This window comes from Komarekiella delphini-convector SJRDD-AB1, assembly GCF_014831675.1.
Taxonomy (GTDB): Bacteria; Cyanobacteriota; Cyanobacteriia; order Cyanobacteriales; family Nostocaceae; genus Komarekiella.
Genome location: NZ_VJXY01000001.1, coordinates 146,838 through 163,107, shown reverse-complemented (window position 1 = coordinate 163,107; position 16,270 = coordinate 146,838). Strand labels below are relative to the sequence as shown.

Sequence of the window (16,270 nt, the reverse complement as noted above, 5' to 3'; positions counted from 1 at the left end):
CGGGGCCCCCTCTGGGGATAAGGGGCAATGGGGATTGGGGATTGGGGACTGGAGACAGTAGGCGTTAATTTATGTCATCATTCAGCTTACGAATCAGACGGGATAACTCACGAATAATATTCACAGCAATTTCGGGAGTTTCTTCAATTGCATCATAAAGTTGCTCTTGTGTGAGTTCCAAACATTCACAAGGTTCCAAAGTCGTGGCGGTAGCGGAGCGAGGTTGAGTATCAAATACTGCCATCTCACCAAAGTATTTTCCTTGCTCTACCTCTGCTAGTGATTTATCCCCAATGTGAACTTTAACTCGACCTGACACAATAATATAGAGCGATCGCCCTTCTTCTCCCTGTCGAAAAATGGTGTAATTAGCTGGAAATGACAGCTCGTTCATCACTGAGGTGAGCCGCACAATAAAATCATCCCGCAATTCCTTAAATATCGGAACTCGCCGGACGAATAGTAAACGGTCAACACTGGTTAGCATAATTACAAATTAAACAATACTGGAAGTCTCAAAACTGAAGTTAGGGCGCGATTAGCCATATTATCCGATGTTTATCGCTAGTCGCCAAGAATATGGGAGTGGGGGCAGTTAACAGTTAACAGTTAACAAGAGTATGAAGTTAGGGGTCAAAGAATGTTTTGGAAATGGTGCTTTCGACTACTAATAGTATTCCTGGGACTTTGGCTACTATTGACTCTGGGTTCCAGTATAGGAGCGGAGATTTTTTGGTTTCAGGAAGTCGGCTACCTCCAAGTCTTTCTGCTGAGGCTAGTAACTAGGGGTGCTTTATGGGTATTCGTAGCTGGTGTCAGTGCTACTTATCTGTTGGGAAACCTTGTCATAGCACAACGGCTGAAGTATCCCCAGTCTTTGAAGATTGAGCAAGTTAGACGGGAGGAAGCAAAATTCAGTAGTGAGCTAAAAAACTTTCTCAGTCCTCAGTATCCAAGACGTGATCAAATTCGGACACCTGATGCGCGAAGCTTTAAGCCATTAAGATTACGCTGGCTGTTGCCTTTAGCTTTGGCATTGAGCTTGTTGTTAGGTTTAATGCTAGCTCACTATGGTCAAATAGCCTTTTCATACTGGCATTATTCAGCTAACAAGGCAAATTTACCAGTGCCCGCTTTATTCCGACCAGAGTTAATCTGGCAACTGGTAAGACAAATTTTATCCCAATGGCATCTTGGCTTAGTTGCGGGAGTAGCGATCGCTATCTTAATTTATCCCCGATTGTTATTTGCAGCGATCGCAATCATATTCAGTATTGGCTTAGGGTGGATGCTGTCCCAACACTGGGCAAAAGTCCTGCAATATTTCCACCCGACTGCTTTCAATAACACTGAGCCTTTATTTAATCGAGATATCAGCTTCTATATATTTTCTCTGCCAGTGGGGGAACTGCTGGAATTCTGGCTGATGGGATTATTTTTATATGGTTTTATTGCTGTCACCCTCACTTATCTCCTGTCAGCAGATAGTCTGAGTCAGGGAATTTTTCCCGGTTTCTCACCACAGCAGCAGCGTCATTTATCTGGTATGGGTGGCTTGTTAATGCTGGTGGTTGCCTTGAGTTATTGGCTGAGTCGTTATGAACTTGTATATTCAAGCCGTGGGGTGAGTTATGGCGCTAGCTATACCGATGTTACAGCACAGTTGCCAGCTTACATAGTTTTGTTTGTGTCAGCAGTGGCGATCGCAATTTATTTACTTTGGCAAACGTTTTTCTGGCGGACAAAATCCAAATATCGCCGATTGGTTTTTTCCGGCTTGGGGATTTATCTAGTAATGGTTGTAGTAGGTGGTTTTGTCATACCTAATGCCGTGCAATCTTTAATTGTCGAGCCTAATGAATTGCAACGTGAGCAACCCTATATTCAGCGTACTATCGCCTTGACTCGGCAGGCATTTGATCTTGAAGCGATTGATGCCAGAACCTTCAACCCGCAAGGAGAACTAACTGAAGCGGATCTTAAAGCTAATGACCTGACAATTCGCAATATTCGCCTTTGGGATCAGCGACCATTATTAGAGACAAACCGCCAATTGCAACAAATTCGTCCCTACTATCGGTTTCCCGACGCTGATATTGATCGGTACACTCTACAAACAGACGTAACCACACGCCGACCAGCTGCCCCTCAAAAACCACCAGCAGAGCAAGAACCAGTTGAAGCAACAGAACGGCGTCAGGTATTGATTTCGGCACGAGAATTAGATTATAGTGCTGTGCCGCAGCAGGCCCAGACATGGGTTAACCGCAATCTAATTTATACTCACGGTTTTGGATTTACTCTTAGCCCAGTTAATACAGTTGGGCCAGGTGGGCTACCAGAATATTTTGTTAAAGATATTAGCGGTGATGGTCGTGCCCTCACCACTTCCAGCGAGGGTATTCGTGATAGTGTTCCCATTGGGCAACCCCGAATTTATTACGGTGAAATTACTAATACTTATGTCATGACTGGCACAAGAGTTAGAGAGCTAGACTATCCCAGTGGCAGTGAGAATGTTTACAACAAATACGATGGTCGAGGTGGCGTCCAAATCGGTTCAGCTTGGCGACGGTGGCTATTTGCCATGTATTTGAAGGACTGGCAAATGGTATTAACGCGGGACTTTTTGCCTGAGACGAAGGTGTTATTTCGGCGAAATATTAACCAAAGAATTCGCGCGATCGCACCTTTTTTAAAATTTGATAGTGACCCCTATTTGGTCGCTGCGGATGCCAATCTTGACAAGAATAATCCAGATTTCCCAAACAATGAAAGTTATCTTTACTGGATTATTGATGCTTACACGACAAGCGATCGCTATCCTTACTCAGATACAGATAGCGATGGGATCAATTACATTCGTAACTCGGTCAAAGTAGTGATTGATGCCTATCATGGCACTGTTAACTTTTATATTGCCGATGCCAACGATCCGATAATTGCCACTTGGTCAGCAATATTCCCCAACCTATTCAAACCGCTCAGTACCATGCCAGTCAGCCTCCGCAACCACATCCGCTATCCAGTGGATTTCTTCAAAACTCAATCTGAGCGGTTGTTGACGTACCACATGACCGATCCTCAAGTATTTTACAACAGAGAAGACCAGTGGCAGATTCCTAACGAAATTTACGGCAGCGAAACTCGTCCACTAGAACCGTATTATTTGATTACTAGTCTACCCACCGTACCTTTTGAAGAATTTATCTTGCTTCTGCCCTACACTCCTAGACAGCGGACTAATTTAATTGCTTGGTTAGCAGCGCGATCGGATGGAGATAACTACGGTAAATTACTGTTGTATATTTTTCCCAAGGAACGTTTGGTTTACGGCCCAGAACAAATCGAGGCGCGAATTAATCAAGACCCGGTAATTTCTCAGCAAATTTCTTTGTGGAATCGGCAGGGTTCGAGAGCGATTCAAGGTAATTTGTTAGTAATTCCGATTGAGCAATCCCTACTGTACGTAGAGCCAATCTATCTAGAAGCGACACAAAACAGCCTACCAACTCTGGTGCGGGTAGTTGTAGCTTACGAAAACCGGATTGTCATGGCACAAACCCTAGAACAGGCATTGCAGGCAATCTTTCAACCAGAAGTAACACCAGCTCCAGCAATTATCCGTCCTGTTGAGGAAGCAAGCCCGTCTAGTTAGAAATCTACGGCGACAAAGAGGAATTTCTATCTTGTCTTCCCAATCCCCAGTCCTCAATCCCCATTGCCCCTTATCCCCAGAGGGGGCCCCGAGTTCCCCAATCCCCATTGCCCCTTATCCCCAGAGGGGGCCCCGAGTTCCCCAGTCCCCAGTCCCCAATACCCAATCCCCAATCCACCGATGAACCCTGATGAACACCGATATGAAGATAGACAAGCTTTTACAATATTAGAAGTTCAAGAGCTTAATGTTAATTATGGCGGTATTCAAGCTCTCAAAAATATTAATTTAACTATTCAAAAAGGAGAAGTAGTTACTTTAATTGGTGCTAATGGTGCTGGCAAAACTACCACACTCCGCGCTATCTCAAAAATAGTGAATCCTAAGAGTGGTGAAATTATTTATAGTGGACGCAACATTACACGTCGCCAAGCTCATGAAGTTGTCAAACTTGGTATTGCTCATTGTCCAGAAGGACGTAGAGTATTAGCGCGGCAAACAGTTTTAGATAACTTATTATTGGGTGCTTATATTCGTGCCAATCAAGCAGAAGTAAAAAGAGATATTCAACGCCAGTTTGAGTTATTTCCGCGATTGGCACAAAGACGTAATCAACTAGCAGGAACTCTCAGCGGTGGTGAGCAACAAATGTTAGCGATCGCTCGTGCTGTTATGAGTAAACCAAAACTATTACTCTTAGACGAACCTAGCTTAGGTTTAGCACCTGCGATCGTCCGAGAAATCTTCTCTATTATTGAAAATCTGCGGGCTACTGGCGTTACTATTTTGCTAGTCGAACAAAACGCCAACCTGGCTTTACAAATTGCGGATCGTGGCTACGTTCTAGAAGCTGGTTCAATCACCTTAACAGGTGCAGCATCAGAATTAATTAGTGATGAACGAGTTAGAAAAGCTTATTTAGGGTAATTAAACGAAGACTTTGGAGGTGTAAGCAGATGGTAAAGTCACCAACTAAACCCTTAACTTTAGACGAGTTTTTAAAACTACCAGAGACAAAGCCAAGCTCAGAATATATCAACGGTCAAATTATTCAAAAACCCATGCCTCAAGGAAAACATAGTAAATTACAGGGGAAGTTAGTTACTGGTATAAATAAGGTGGCTGAGAGTCAAAAAATTGCCCTTGCCTTTCCAGAACTACGGTGTACATTTGGCGGGCGTTCTATTGTGCCAGATGTAGCCGTGTTTGCTTGGGAGCGAATTCCCATAGACGACCGTGGAGATGTGGCGAATGTCTTTAAAACTTATCCAGACTGGACAATTGAAATTCTTTCTCCAGATCAAAGTCAGACTAAAGTTACCGGAAATATCTTACACTGCTTAAAGCATGGTAGTCGCTTAGGTTGGCTAATTGATCCAGAGGAGCGATCGGTTTTAGTCTATCCACCAAAGCAGCAACCAGAACTTTTACAAGAAGAACAGGATATATTACCAGTTCCCGATTTAGTTAGTGAACTTCAGCTGACTGTAAGGCAACTATTTGGATGGTTGAAGTTATAGAAACATAGTATTATTCATAAGATATATTCTGAACAATGGCGAATTTTTAAGTAGAGACGTTGCATTGCAATGTCTCTACTCACGCCATTTGATTATCGGAATCGAAATTACAAATTCTGTTCCTTCTCCCAAAACAGAATTAACCTTAATTGTCCCGCCATGTTTTTCTGACACAATTTGATGGGCAATAGATAATCCTAATCCAGTACCTTTGCCGACTGCTTTAGTGGTAAATAAATAATCGAATATTTTGCTTTTGAGTTCTTCGCTCATCCCTTGACCATTATCTGCTATTGATATTTTTACATTGTTATTTTCTACTGAAGTTTTAATCGTAATTTTGTTAGTATCTGCCTCAATTTCTTTTAAACTACGTCCTGTGTTAGATTCATCTAAAGCATCAATGGCATTTGCTAAAATATTCATAAATACCTGATTTAATTGACTGGGAAAACATTCAATTTCTGGTAGATTACTATACTCACTTATAACTTCAATTGCTGGACGCCGATTGTTTGCTTTAAGACGATGATGCAAAATCATTAAGGTACTATCGATGCCGTCATGGAGGTTAAATTTATGCTTTGCATCGTTGTCAGCACGAGAGAAATTACGGAGGCTCTGACTGATAGACTGGATGCGATCGCCTCCCTGTTTCATCGCCTTAATCAGTTTGGGTAAATCCTCCCGTAGGTACTCCAAATCAATAGCTTCTAGTTCATCCTCGATTTTGCCACCAGGTTGAGAAAATGTTTCATGGTAGAGATCGATAACTCTTAGCAAATCATTGGTGTAGTCCTGTACCGCATTGATATTGCCGATAATACAGCTCAGGGGATTGTTGATTTCATGGGCAACTCCTGCCACTAGTTGCCCCAAAGCAGAGAGCTTTTCCTGCTGTACCATTTGAACTTGAGCCTGTTGTAGCGCCTGGGTACGTTCTACTACTTGCTGTTCTAAAGTATCCGTCAGTCGTTTCAGTCGCCAGTGGATTTTCATCCGAGCTAACACTTCTGCTTGTTCAAAGGGTTTAGTGATGTAATCAACAGCACCTAACGATAAGCCTTTGACTTTGTGATCAGTATCCGCCAAAGCCGTCATAAAAATTACTGGTATTCCTTCAGTGGCAGAGTTTGCCTTCAGACGACGACACGTCTCAAAGCCATCCATATTTGGCATTTCGATATCCAACAAAATCAGTTCTGGATGGCTATATTCCACCTGTGCTAAAGCATCTTCGCCATCCACTGCCATGCGGATTTTGTAGCCTGCTGACTTCAACGCACTAGAAAGCACAGACAAGTTGCTTGGGTTGTCATCGACAATAAGAATAAACGGAGAATTCATAAAACAGTAAACAGTAAAGAGTAAACAGTAAGCAGTGAAAGGCGAATTTATTTTTTTATTCTGGTTGTTTTTAGGATGGAAAATAAAATTTTTCCGACTTCATCAGTATCTTGGTAAATGCTGTTAAATGCATTTATTTTTAGATATTCAGTATCTTTTAGTAAGGATAGCCAGTATTTAGTCTCTAGAGTCTCTTTATAAGCAGTAGAGATTTTCGCTGAAAAATCTAAACTAGAGATTGCTCCATTAGCTTCTGCAATATTTGCGCCAATTGATGTCCCACTTCTCAAAAGCTGTTTGGATAAAATAAACTCTTTTTTGATTTCTTGCAAATATTTATAAGCGTTCACAATTCTAATCGCTAATGCATAGGCTTTATCATAAGCCATGCTCTTTCCTCTCAAATCCTCATTATTCATAATTCATCTATCAATTAAATCCTCATTATTTACTGTTTACTGTTTACTGTTTACTGTTTACTGTAATAAATTCCCGCAGTTTTTTAATCTCACAAGCATCGGCAAGGCGGATAAGTTCTTGAGCAAAAGCGGTGTTAGTTTCTTGAATTTGTTGGGCAATATCGAGAATGCTGTCGAGGTCGTTTCTTTGGGCTAGCTCTGCCAGTTGAGTTAAGATGGCAGCGGCAGGTAATTCTATCTGCTTAGATGGGATAGTTAAATTTTGCTTGTGATTGATTTCGGTGTCATAGATCCAATTGAGTTGTAGATATTTTTGAATTAACTCCAGCAGTGTTTGGGCTTGTACTGGTTTAGGTAAGAAGTCATTACCACCCGCATCGAGACTCTTGTGGCGATCTATGTCAAACACACTTGCAGAGGAGACGAGGACAATTTGGTTTTGTAATTGAGGGTGCAATCGCAACTTCTGCAAAAATTCAAACCCATCCATCACAGGCATGGCTAAGTCAGTAATGATTAAATCCGGTAAGGAATGCAAGGTTTGCTCAATGCCTTCGAGTCCATTGTTGGCTTCGATAATTTCAAAGCCAATAGGTTCGAGAAGATTTACCAATACTGAACGATTTTCCCAACGGTCATCAATAACTAAAATTTTGCGTTTTGCGCCTTCATAACTCTTAATTACACCTTGCTGTACCACTCTAGAAGCAACTGCCCAATCTAAAGCTTGTTGGAGTTCCACCGCAAACGAAAAGGTACTACCTTCACCTGGTGTACTTTGGACTTTAATTTCACTCCCCATCATAGAGACGATTTTGTGGGTAATTGCTAGTCCTAAACCTGTGCCTTCGGCTTGTTTTTTAATGTCGCCAACTTGCTCAAAGGGCAAAAAGATTTTTTCGATTTGTTCTGGGGTCATACCCACGCCAGTATCTTGTATTTGAAAGTGAATCTGCTGATTGATTGATTCAACTTTGAAGGTGACACTACCGCGTTCAGTAAATTTAATTGCGTTACTTAGTAGATTGATCAAAGCTTGACGGAGGCGTTTTTCATCTGCACAAATACCTTGGGGAAGATGAGAATCTGCTTGGTAAATAAACGCAATTCCTTTTTGTTCGGCGCGGACGCGATTTATTTCCACGACGCTTTGCACGAAGGAGGGGAAGTGGAAGGGAACGGGATAAAGTTCGAGTTTACGGGCTTCTATTTTGGCGAGATCGAGGACATCATTGATTAGAGTCAACAGATGTGTACCGCATTGGTAGATGATGTCGATGCCGTTGCGTCCTTTTGAGGTTAGGGGTTCATTGCGTTGCAAGATTTGTGCATAGCCAAGAATGCCATTCAAGGGAGTTCGTAACTCGTGGCTCATGTTGGCGAGGAATTCGCTTTTGGCTTGGTTAGCGTTGTCAGCAGCGAATTTTGCTTCTTTCAATTGGGTGGTGCGTTCCTCAACTCGGAGTTCAAGGTTTTGATTCGTTTGTTCTAAAGTCGTAAATGAGTCGCGTAATTGCTGTGCCATTCGGTTAAATGCCTGTGAAAGAACGCCAAGTTCTTTGACCTGAGAAACTGCTACCGTTTGCTCTAGGTTTCCAGTGGCGATCGCTTCAGAGGCACGGGACAGTTGCAGTACAGGATGAGTAATCCACCGTGAAGTATAGAATCCTAGTATGGTTGCAACTCCTAACGCAACTAGGCATAACAGCATTGTCGTTTGGGTATTGGCGTTAATTTGCGCCATGAAATCTGATTCAGGAACGCTGACTACGACTAGCCAATCTAGTCCATATTGATCTTGCCAAGGACTAACTAAAGCGTAGTGGCGATCGCTCTCCAATTGCACATAAAACGACTGTTTAGTTGTAATCGAGTGCAAATTACCGAATCTTTTTTGTAAATCTATGACAGTTGCTCGAACTAGAGGATCGGTGCTTTTAACTGCGCTCAACCGTTGTGCTGCCCGCTTAACTATGGTAAAAGGTTTCTCATTGCTGGAACTGGCAACAATGTTGCCATCCCTCTCTATAATGAAAAGTTTTCCAGTTTTACTCACTTTTAACTGCTGTAAAAACTTGCTGATGTTAGAGAGGAGCAAGTCAGATGCCATCACAGTAATTAATTTCTTCTGGTCATCATACACCGGACTTGATGCGCTGATGGAAATGAATTCTGGTGTATCTTGCCAGTTGTAAATCTTACTCCAAATCGGTTTACCTGTTTGTACGGCTCTTTTATACCAATCTTCTTCCAAGGGCTTATACTCTGCTTTGAAAACTACTTTCTTTCGGTTTCCCTGTTCGTCTGTTGCATAAGTATGGTTTTGATAATTAGTCCGTGAAGAAACTTCGTCAATTGTGGTTTTGCCTCCTTCCATCCAGCGCCCTGCCGCAGTATATTCTCCAGTGGGCAAAGCATAAAAAATATAGCTGAGGTTTTTGTGAACCTGCATTTGTTGCCAGAAATAGTGTCCTGTGTTTTCCAGAGCTTGTAGATTTAATATCTGACTTTTAGCCGCATTTGCATTAATTTGGTTAAGCTGTTGAGGCACTGCCAAATAAGAGTCTAGATGCTGATTAATCCGACCGTCTATTTCGCCTAGCAATTGCTGTGCTAGCTGATTAATTGCCTGCTGCCCGTTTTTAAAAGAAAAATAGCCCACTAACCCAACGGCTGCAAAAATTTGCAGCACAAACGGCACAATCAAAACTGCCCGCAATGGTACACGCTGAATTTGGTGGCGATTGATGTGATCCTTTGAAAAGGAAGACATGGCCCCTGCCTCCGATAAATTGGCAAAGCCTGAGTGCAGTTTTATTGTTCCCTTACACAAAGCAAAACAAACCTAAACTGACCCTCAAGGTGTTATACAGACCTTGGCTGTTTCATCGAAATTTCAAGGCAAAACTTCGTACAACAATTATGATGCGATCGCCTACGGTGGGGCGTAGCTCATTGCGTAATTCTGCCAGCGCCTTCCCTACTTCAAAAAACGCCCGTTCCAGATAAAGGCGGTAAGCGTAACCATACCGTGTAAAGTTATGATAAGCAAGTTTTACAAGAAAGCGAGAAAGCAACAATATTAATGGGTTTTAAACTTAAAAACGTCATTCCTTGGGGACGTTCGATGCAGGAATATATTAAGATGTTTGACTTAACTTCTGATGAACTCAAGTTAAACATCCTCGATTGTGCTGGTGGGCCTGCTAGTTTCAATGCAGAAATGACATGTCAAGGCTACAAAGTTATTTCTTGCGATCCAGTTTATTAATTCACAACCGATGAAATTGGTCAACGGATTCAAGACACTTATGAAACAGTAATACAAGGTGTCAAAGCCAATCAAGAATGTTACGTTTGGCAAGATATTCAGTCACCTGAACAAATGGGTGAAATTCGGATGGCGGCGATGCGTCAATTTTTGGCAGATTTCCCTTTCGGAATTACAGAAGGGCGTTATCTTATAAGCGAATTGCCTAGCTTACCGTTTGAAACAAATCAGTTTGATTTGGCTTTGTGTTCCCACTTATTATTTACTTATTCTGATCAGCTTTCAGAAGAGTTTCATCTTTCATCAATTTTAGAAATGTGTCGAGTTGCCAAAGAAGTAAGGATTTTTCCACTATTAAAAATATCTGGTGAACCATCTCCCTGGCTGCAATCAATCATAGATGAATTACAACAACGTGGATATTCAGTGGAAATTAAGCAAGTACCTTATGAATTTCAAAAGAATGGCAACCAAATCTTGCGTGTTAATGGAATTTCTGCCAAGATGCAAAACTGAAGCCTCTTCAAATTTCACCTAAATTAGTTAATTTATTACAAATAATTACAAGATTTGTCCTATATTGGATTTCAGCCCACTTTGTGGGTGTCTATCGTAGATGCGAACTTTAATCGCCTGAATATTTAAACCCATGAGTCAAATAGTCTGGATCGCAAGACATGCCAACCGCTTAGACTTTGTCAACCCCGATTGGTTTCTCACCGCAGAACGACGTTACGATCCACCTTTGTCTGATGATGGTGTCGTGCAGGCGCAGCAGTTAGCTAATCGCTTGAAAGGCGAAAATATTGCTCATATTTTTGCTTCTCCCTTCTTGCGAACTGTACAAACAGCAAACAAAGTTGCAGAAGCTCTCAACCTGTCGATTAAATTGGAAACAGGCTTGAGCGAATGGCTAAATCCCGCTTGGATGACAGAAGAACCAGAAAGACTCTCAATTTCAGCTTTAGCAGAATTATTTCCCAGAATTGACATCGGTTACACGTCGCGTATCGCCGCCAATTATCCTGAAACTCATGAAAAAGTGCGGGAACGTTCAGGGCAAACTGCGAGATGTCTGGCTAACGAATTTTTTCCAAAAAATATCTTGCTGGTAGCGCATGGCGCTTCTGTACTGGGGGGAGCAATGGGGCTAGTGGGGGAAATTGCCAAAACAGAGGTTAAAGCTTCTTTATGTTCTTTAGTAAAAGTTGTACGTCAAGATTCACAATGGTTATTAGAACTAAAAGGCGATATCTCTCACTTAAGCCTGGTAGAGAAGGTAATTCGATTTAACTGAATGTAACTAATATGACATTACTATTAGCAGGAGACATTGGCGGTACAAAAACTATTTTGCGAGTGGTTGAGGTATCAGAGTCGCTGGAGTTACGTACTATTGCTCAGGAAAGCTATCGCAGTAGTGATTTTCCTGATTTAGTACCGATAGTGCAACAGTTTTTGGTCAAAGCTGACACACCGACCCCACAAAAGGCTTGTTTTGCGATCGCAGGCCCAGTGATCAAAAATACTGCCAAGCTGACTAATTTAGTGTGGTTCCTCGAAACCGAACGACTAGAACAAGAATTAGGCATCGCGCACATTTCCTTAATCAACGACTTCGCCGCAGTTGGTTATGGCGTTTTAGGTTTACAAAAGCAAGACTTGCTAACTTTGCAAGCTGGTAAGTTCCAAGCTGAAGCCCCCATTGGGATTATTGGTGCTGGTACTGGCTTAGGGCAAGGATTTTTAGTTAAGCAAGGGCCCTACTATCAAGTCTTTCCCTCAGAAGGTGGACACGCTGATTTTGCCCCCCGTAATGAATTAGAGTTTCAGCTGTTGAAATACCTGCTAGATAAACATGATATCCAGCGTGTTTCTGTAGAACGAGTGGTTTCTGGTCAAGGAATCGTCGCAATTTACCAATTCTTGCGCGATCGCAAAATCGCCCCGGAATCACCAGATGTCGCTCAAATTGTCCGCACCTGGGAACAAGAAGCGGGACAACCAGAGAAAAGTGTTGATCCTGGTGCTGCTATTGGTATGGCTGCATTGCAAAGAAGCGATCGCTTGTCCGAACAAACCTTACAACTATTTATAGAAGCTTACGGTGCGGAAGCTGGCAATCTTGCCCTCAAACTTCTTCCTCACGGCGGCTTATACATTGCAGGTGGTATTGCTCCGAAAATACTCCCCTTAATGCAAAACAGTGATTTCCTGTTAAGTTTCACCCAAAAAGGTAGGATGCGCTCCATCCTCGAAGAAATACCTGTATATATTATTCTCAATCAACAAGTGGGGCTAATTGGTGCTGCTTTGTGTGCTGCTAGGTTATAACAACTAACATCCTCAGTGATGTCAGCACCATAAAAGCAAAAACTATGACAATCAGATGTTTGTTGCCATTAATTGCAGCTACTTTTTTATGCAGTGGATCTGTCTCAGTAGCGCGTCAACCCAAACGTCCATCTCAACCAAAACCAACTGCTACCCAACCAGTGCAGCCACAATGGAAGTTATTTACTGCTCCAGATGGGCGTTTTAGTATTTTGATGCCTGGAATGCCTCAAAGGGAGATTCAAACCCAAAAAACCTATATGGGGGTAATTAACTTAGAAATATTTGTCGCTCAACCGCCAAAGCAGCAAGTGGCATATTTAGTGACTTACAATGACTTTCCTCACAGTTATGGTCAAATGACTAACCCCCAAGAAATACTGAATAAAGCACAGTATATGGCTTTAAAAACTACGAAAAGTAATTTAGTCCGTCAACGCAATATTCGTAGTTCCAATGGTCATCCGGGGAAAGAAATTGAGTACGTTAACTCTGGAGGTAAAATCACTAAAAATAGGATGTATGTTGCTGAGGGGCGATTGTATCAGGTAATGGCTATAACTACGAGAAAGCAACATAAGACTTTAGCTAGAACTATTACAGGTTATTTAAATTCCTTTACTGTAGTTTTGAAAAAATGAAATAATTTACTAGCCTTGGACTTAAAACAGTGAACAGTAAACAATAAACAGTAAACAGTCAAGATAATTGGGTTTAAGGGGAACCACTAAGGGAGCGAGTACTTCTAGCTGAAAACTAATAACCCAAAGCCGATTAGTGGCAAGCGCTATCAGCCGAGTTTAAATCACCCACCATACCTCTTGATAACTGTTTACTGTTTACTGTTTACTGAATTGATGGGTACAACACCCAAAGCCTACAGAAAGTAAGTGAAAATTGAGTGAGCAAATATTCATGAGATATAAACTGTTGGGCAAAAGCGGGTTAAGAGTCTCAGAACTCAGTTTGGGAACCATGACTTTTGGTGAAGACTGGGGTTGGGGTGCATCTAAAGACGAAAGTCAAAAAATATTTGATACTTATGTGGAAGCTGGGGGCAATTTTATTGATACCGCTAACGGTTACACTGATGGCAGCAGTGAAAAAATTGTTGGTGAATTAATCGCTAAAGACCGAGAACGCTTTGTAGTGGCGACTAAATATTCTTTTCCCTTGCACATGAACGACAAGCAAGGCAATCATCCTAATGGCAGTGGTAATCATCGCAAGAATTTAATCCAATCTTTAGAAGGTAGTCTGAAACGGCTGAATACTGATTACATTGACTTGTTTTGGTTGCACGCTTGGGATTTCACAACGCCTATTGAGGAAGTATTGCGATCGCTTGATGATGTAATACGTCAAGGTAAGGTACTCTACATTGGTATTTCTGATACACCTGCTTGGATCATTGCTCAAGCAAACACTATTGCCCATTTTCACGGATGGACACAGTTTGTTGCTTTGCAAATTGAATACAGTTTGATTCAGCGCACACCAGAACGAGACTTGATTCCCATGGCTAAAGCCTTTGACTTAGCAATAACCCCGTGGTCGCCCTTGGGCGGTGGTGTGCTAACAGGTAAGTACAATAAGCCTAGTCAAGAAGGCGGCGAACAGGGACGCTTAGCAAGTTTTGGAGGAATTGCTGAGAAGAATTTAGCAATTGCTGATGCTGTCAGCCAAGTCGCCGCAGAAATTGGTCATACAGCCTCACAAGTAGCACTGGCTTGGTTACGCGCTCAAAGCAACGCAATTATCCCCATCATTGGCGCACGTAAACTGACTCAGTTTCAAGATAATTTAGCTTGCCTTGAGCTGCAATTATCACCAGAACATCTGCAACGCTTAAATGAAGTCAGTCAAATTGAACTGGGTTTCCCCCATGACTTCTTAGAAAATGATGTAATTCGCGATCGCCTTTTTGGTGGCACATTTAGCACCATAGACAACCATCGTAATTAAGCTAATAGCTATTAACGGTAACACATTCAGCCGTTAATTCAATCTGTCGCCAGAGAGTTTCGCACAGCATATAACTAAATGTAAAGTTAAATGTCAAAGGCATTAACAACCTAGAACCATGAGCGACAACACCCTTGCATCACGTTTGTACCCCACCCGCATTGACCTTCCCGCCGCGGCGAGAGTGCAAATCGTGGTAATTCTCAACCAAACCTTAGCAGCTACTTTAGATTTAAAAACCCAGGCTAAGCAAGCTCACTGGAACGTTAAAGGCACTGACTTCTTCCAGCTGCATGAATTGTTTGACGAACTGGCTGGTGAATTGGAAGAATACGTCGATATGGTTGCTGAACGCGTTACAGCTTTAGGCGGCTACGCTTTAGGAACAGCTCGCGCCGCAGCAAGTAATTCAATTTTGCCAGAATATCCTTTTGATATTTTGGATGGCAAAGAGCATGTAACAGCATTGGCAGATCGCTTTGCACCCTATGCTAAACATATTCGAGAAGCGATCGACAAAACCAATGAATTAGGCGATGCTGATACCGCTGACCTCTACACTGAAATTTCTCGCACTATTGACAAGCGACTCTGGTTCTTGGAAGCTCATCTACAAGTATCAGAAATCAAGGGAGAGAATGGCATAGCAGGTGCTACTACAAAAACTCCACAGACAGCTGGTGTAAGATAAACACTTTCCCAATTCCAGTAGTATCTTTTTGGTAAGTACGTTACTTTTAAGTGCGTACTTTTCTTTTTATATGTATATACTTTATTATTTAAATAGTTCAAAAGCAGGTATAGAAAGTTTAAAAATCTCTTTGAATAGTAGCAAAGCGATACAGTCTGGTTTGATAGAAGATCAATACAAAAATACTCAATACTTCTTTTAATAAGTATTCCTCACCTCTGGTGTGGACTAAGCAAAGATTAAGAGGAAAATTAGTGAATTTAAACTCTTTCTCTTTAACCGAGAAATATTGCAAAGATACTTTATTTATTGACGTTAAAAACTCATTAACAGCGAGGTATTATGTCTCAAAATACGATTAACCACTTAATTCATGATCGTAACGCACGTGGTCGTGCTCAGATAGGCTGGCTCGATAGTTACCATACATTTTCATTCGGTAGTTTTTACGATCCGAATCGTATGGGATTCCGCTCTCTAAGAGTGATTAATGATGATCGCATCGCACCAGGTGCAGGATTCCCCACCCACAGTCATCGGGACATGGAAATCCTCACTTATGTCTTAGAAGGGGGGGTAGAGCATAAAGACAGTTTAGGTACAGGGTCGGTAATTCGTCCCGGTGATGCTCAAATAATGAGTGCTGGTACTGGTATCGCCCACAGCGAATTTAATCCCTCACCAACTGAACCACTCCACTTGCTACAAATCTGGATTCTTCCTGACCAGCAAGGACTAGCACCAAGATATGAACAAAAAGCTTTTTCTTTAGAAGAAAAGCGTGGCAAACTACGTTTAATTGCTGCTAAAGATGGGCGCGATGGTGCTGTGACAATTCACCAAGATGTTGATTTATATACATCCGTTTTGGAGGAAGGTGATGTTATTAATTATCACGTCCAACCCCATCGTTACGCCTGGTTACAAATGGCTCAAGGGATAGCAAATTTAAATGGTGAAGAACTTAGAGCAGGCGATGGTGTGCAAATCAATGGCGAAGAACAGCTAGAAATTAGCACCAACATTGGCGCAGAAATATTACTTTTTGATTTGGGATGATATCTA

16 protein-coding genes are annotated in these 16,270 nt (G+C 41.9%); 11 read left to right on the top strand and 5 right to left on the bottom strand.

The features are described from left to right. Positions 1-64: 64 nt before the first annotated feature. Positions 65-487, bottom strand: a complete 423-nt coding sequence (locus FNW02_RS00680) for a cyclic nucleotide-binding domain-containing protein (RefSeq protein ID WP_191755677.1) — start codon at positions 485-487, stop codon at positions 65-67. A gap of 153 nt (positions 488-640) precedes the next feature. Here FNW02_RS00680 and FNW02_RS00675 point away from each other — a divergent pair, with 153 nt between their 5' ends. The 3 genes from FNW02_RS00675 to FNW02_RS00665 all read left to right on the top strand — a co-directional run bounded on the left by FNW02_RS00675 (position 641) and on the right by FNW02_RS00665 (position 5,178). Next, positions 641-3,658 (top strand): UPF0182 family protein, encoded by a 3,018-nt coding sequence (locus FNW02_RS00675; RefSeq protein WP_191755676.1) that lies wholly within the window; start codon positions 641-643, stop codon positions 3,656-3,658. A 180-nt stretch (positions 3,659-3,838) separates the two neighbouring features. Then, positions 3,839-4,585 carry an ABC transporter ATP-binding protein gene (locus tag FNW02_RS00670; RefSeq protein ID WP_191755675.1) on the top strand — a complete coding sequence of 249 codons (747 nt, stop codon included), beginning with the start codon at positions 3,839-3,841 and terminating at the stop codon, positions 4,583-4,585. Positions 4,586-4,614: 29 nt separating this feature from the next. Continuing rightward, the gene (locus tag FNW02_RS00665; protein WP_191755674.1) at positions 4,615-5,178 is read left to right on the top strand and encodes a Uma2 family endonuclease; all 564 of its coding nucleotides are present in this window, start codon (positions 4,615-4,617) and stop codon (positions 5,176-5,178) included. Positions 5,179-5,253: 75 nt separating this feature from the next. Here FNW02_RS00665 and FNW02_RS00660 read toward each other — a convergent pair whose 3' ends face one another. From FNW02_RS00660 to FNW02_RS00645, 4 genes are all read right to left on the bottom strand, one after another. Continuing rightward, positions 5,254-6,525, bottom strand: a complete 1,272-nt coding sequence (locus tag FNW02_RS00660) for a sensor histidine kinase (protein WP_191755673.1) — start codon at positions 6,523-6,525, stop codon at positions 5,254-5,256. A 47-nt stretch (positions 6,526-6,572) separates the two neighbouring features. Beyond that, positions 6,573-6,944, bottom strand: coding sequence for a four helix bundle protein (locus tag FNW02_RS00655; protein ID WP_191755672.1), 372 nt, complete (start codon positions 6,942-6,944; stop codon positions 6,573-6,575). A 43-nt stretch (positions 6,945-6,987) separates the two neighbouring features. Beyond that, on the bottom strand, positions 6,988-9,717 hold the full coding sequence (locus FNW02_RS00650; protein WP_191755671.1) for an ATP-binding protein: 2,730 nt from the start codon (positions 9,715-9,717) through the stop codon (positions 6,988-6,990). A gap of 112 nt (positions 9,718-9,829) precedes the next feature. After that, complete coding sequence (locus tag FNW02_RS00645; RefSeq protein ID WP_225225325.1) at positions 9,830-10,024, bottom strand: hypothetical protein; 195 nt, start codon at positions 10,022-10,024, stop codon at positions 9,830-9,832. Between the two features lie 5 nt (positions 10,025-10,029). Here FNW02_RS00645 and FNW02_RS38300 point away from each other — a divergent pair, with 5 nt between their 5' ends. The 8 genes from FNW02_RS38300 (at position 10,030) to FNW02_RS00610 (ending at position 16,264) form a co-directional block, all read left to right on the top strand. Then, a complete protein-coding gene (locus tag FNW02_RS38300; protein ID WP_225225324.1) occupies positions 10,030-10,215 on the top strand; it encodes a hypothetical protein in 186 nt (61 codons plus the stop codon). A 114-nt stretch (positions 10,216-10,329) separates the two neighbouring features. Further along, positions 10,330-10,731 (top strand): hypothetical protein, encoded by a 402-nt coding sequence (locus FNW02_RS38295; RefSeq protein WP_225225323.1) that lies wholly within the window; start codon positions 10,330-10,332, stop codon positions 10,729-10,731. Between the two features lie 133 nt (positions 10,732-10,864). Continuing rightward, the gene (locus FNW02_RS00635; RefSeq protein ID WP_191755669.1) at positions 10,865-11,512 is read left to right on the top strand and encodes a histidine phosphatase family protein; all 648 of its coding nucleotides are present in this window, start codon (positions 10,865-10,867) and stop codon (positions 11,510-11,512) included. Positions 11,513-11,523: 11 nt separating this feature from the next. Further along, entirely contained in the window at positions 11,524-12,549 is a 1,026-nt protein-coding gene (locus tag FNW02_RS00630; RefSeq protein WP_191755668.1) for a glucokinase, read from the top strand. A 44-nt stretch (positions 12,550-12,593) separates the two neighbouring features. Then, a complete protein-coding gene (locus FNW02_RS00625; protein WP_191755667.1) occupies positions 12,594-13,190 on the top strand; it encodes a hypothetical protein in 597 nt (198 codons plus the stop codon). A 274-nt stretch (positions 13,191-13,464) separates the two neighbouring features. After that, on the top strand, positions 13,465-14,514 hold the full coding sequence (locus FNW02_RS00620; protein WP_191755666.1) for an aldo/keto reductase: 1,050 nt from the start codon (positions 13,465-13,467) through the stop codon (positions 14,512-14,514). A 118-nt stretch (positions 14,515-14,632) separates the two neighbouring features. Then, positions 14,633-15,205 carry a DNA starvation/stationary phase protection protein Dps gene (gene dps, locus FNW02_RS00615; protein WP_191755665.1) on the top strand — a complete coding sequence of 191 codons (573 nt, stop codon included), beginning with the start codon at positions 14,633-14,635 and terminating at the stop codon, positions 15,203-15,205. Positions 15,206-15,547: 342 nt separating this feature from the next. Further along, complete coding sequence (locus FNW02_RS00610) at positions 15,548-16,264, top strand: pirin family protein (protein WP_191755664.1); 717 nt, start codon at positions 15,548-15,550, stop codon at positions 16,262-16,264. Positions 16,265-16,270 lie beyond the last annotated feature (6 nt).

Bases quoted from the DNA above. Each gene is read 5' to 3' on its own strand.
- FNW02_RS00610 (WP_191755664.1), top strand. From the start codon at position 15,548: ATGTCTCAAAATACGATTAACCACTTAATTCATGATCGTAACGCACGT.
- FNW02_RS00650 (WP_191755671.1), bottom strand. From the start codon at position 9,717: ATGTCTTCCTTTTCAAAGGATCACATCAATCGCCACCAAATTCAGCGT.
- FNW02_RS00660 (WP_191755673.1), bottom strand. From the start codon at position 6,525: ATGAATTCTCCGTTTATTCTTATTGTCGATGACAACCCAAGCAACTTG.
- FNW02_RS00655 (WP_191755672.1), bottom strand. From the start codon at position 6,944: ATGAATAATGAGGATTTGAGAGGAAAGAGCATGGCTTATGATAAAGCC.
- FNW02_RS38295 (WP_225225323.1), top strand. From the start codon at position 10,330: ATGGGTGAAATTCGGATGGCGGCGATGCGTCAATTTTTGGCAGATTTC.
- FNW02_RS00620 (WP_191755666.1), top strand. From the start codon at position 13,465: ATGAGATATAAACTGTTGGGCAAAAGCGGGTTAAGAGTCTCAGAACTC.
- FNW02_RS00630 (WP_191755668.1), top strand. From the start codon at position 11,524: ATGACATTACTATTAGCAGGAGACATTGGCGGTACAAAAACTATTTTG.
- FNW02_RS38300 (WP_225225324.1), top strand. From the start codon at position 10,030: ATGGGTTTTAAACTTAAAAACGTCATTCCTTGGGGACGTTCGATGCAG.
- dps (WP_191755665.1), top strand. From the start codon at position 14,633: ATGAGCGACAACACCCTTGCATCACGTTTGTACCCCACCCGCATTGAC.
- FNW02_RS00665 (WP_191755674.1), top strand. From the start codon at position 4,615: ATGGTAAAGTCACCAACTAAACCCTTAACTTTAGACGAGTTTTTAAAA.
- FNW02_RS00625 (WP_191755667.1), top strand. From the start codon at position 12,594: ATGACAATCAGATGTTTGTTGCCATTAATTGCAGCTACTTTTTTATGC.
- FNW02_RS00670 (WP_191755675.1), top strand. From the start codon at position 3,839: ATGAACCCTGATGAACACCGATATGAAGATAGACAAGCTTTTACAATA.
- FNW02_RS00675 (WP_191755676.1), top strand. From the start codon at position 641: ATGTTTTGGAAATGGTGCTTTCGACTACTAATAGTATTCCTGGGACTT.
- FNW02_RS00635 (WP_191755669.1), top strand. From the start codon at position 10,865: ATGAGTCAAATAGTCTGGATCGCAAGACATGCCAACCGCTTAGACTTT.
- FNW02_RS00680 (WP_191755677.1), bottom strand. From the start codon at position 487: ATGCTAACCAGTGTTGACCGTTTACTATTCGTCCGGCGAGTTCCGATA.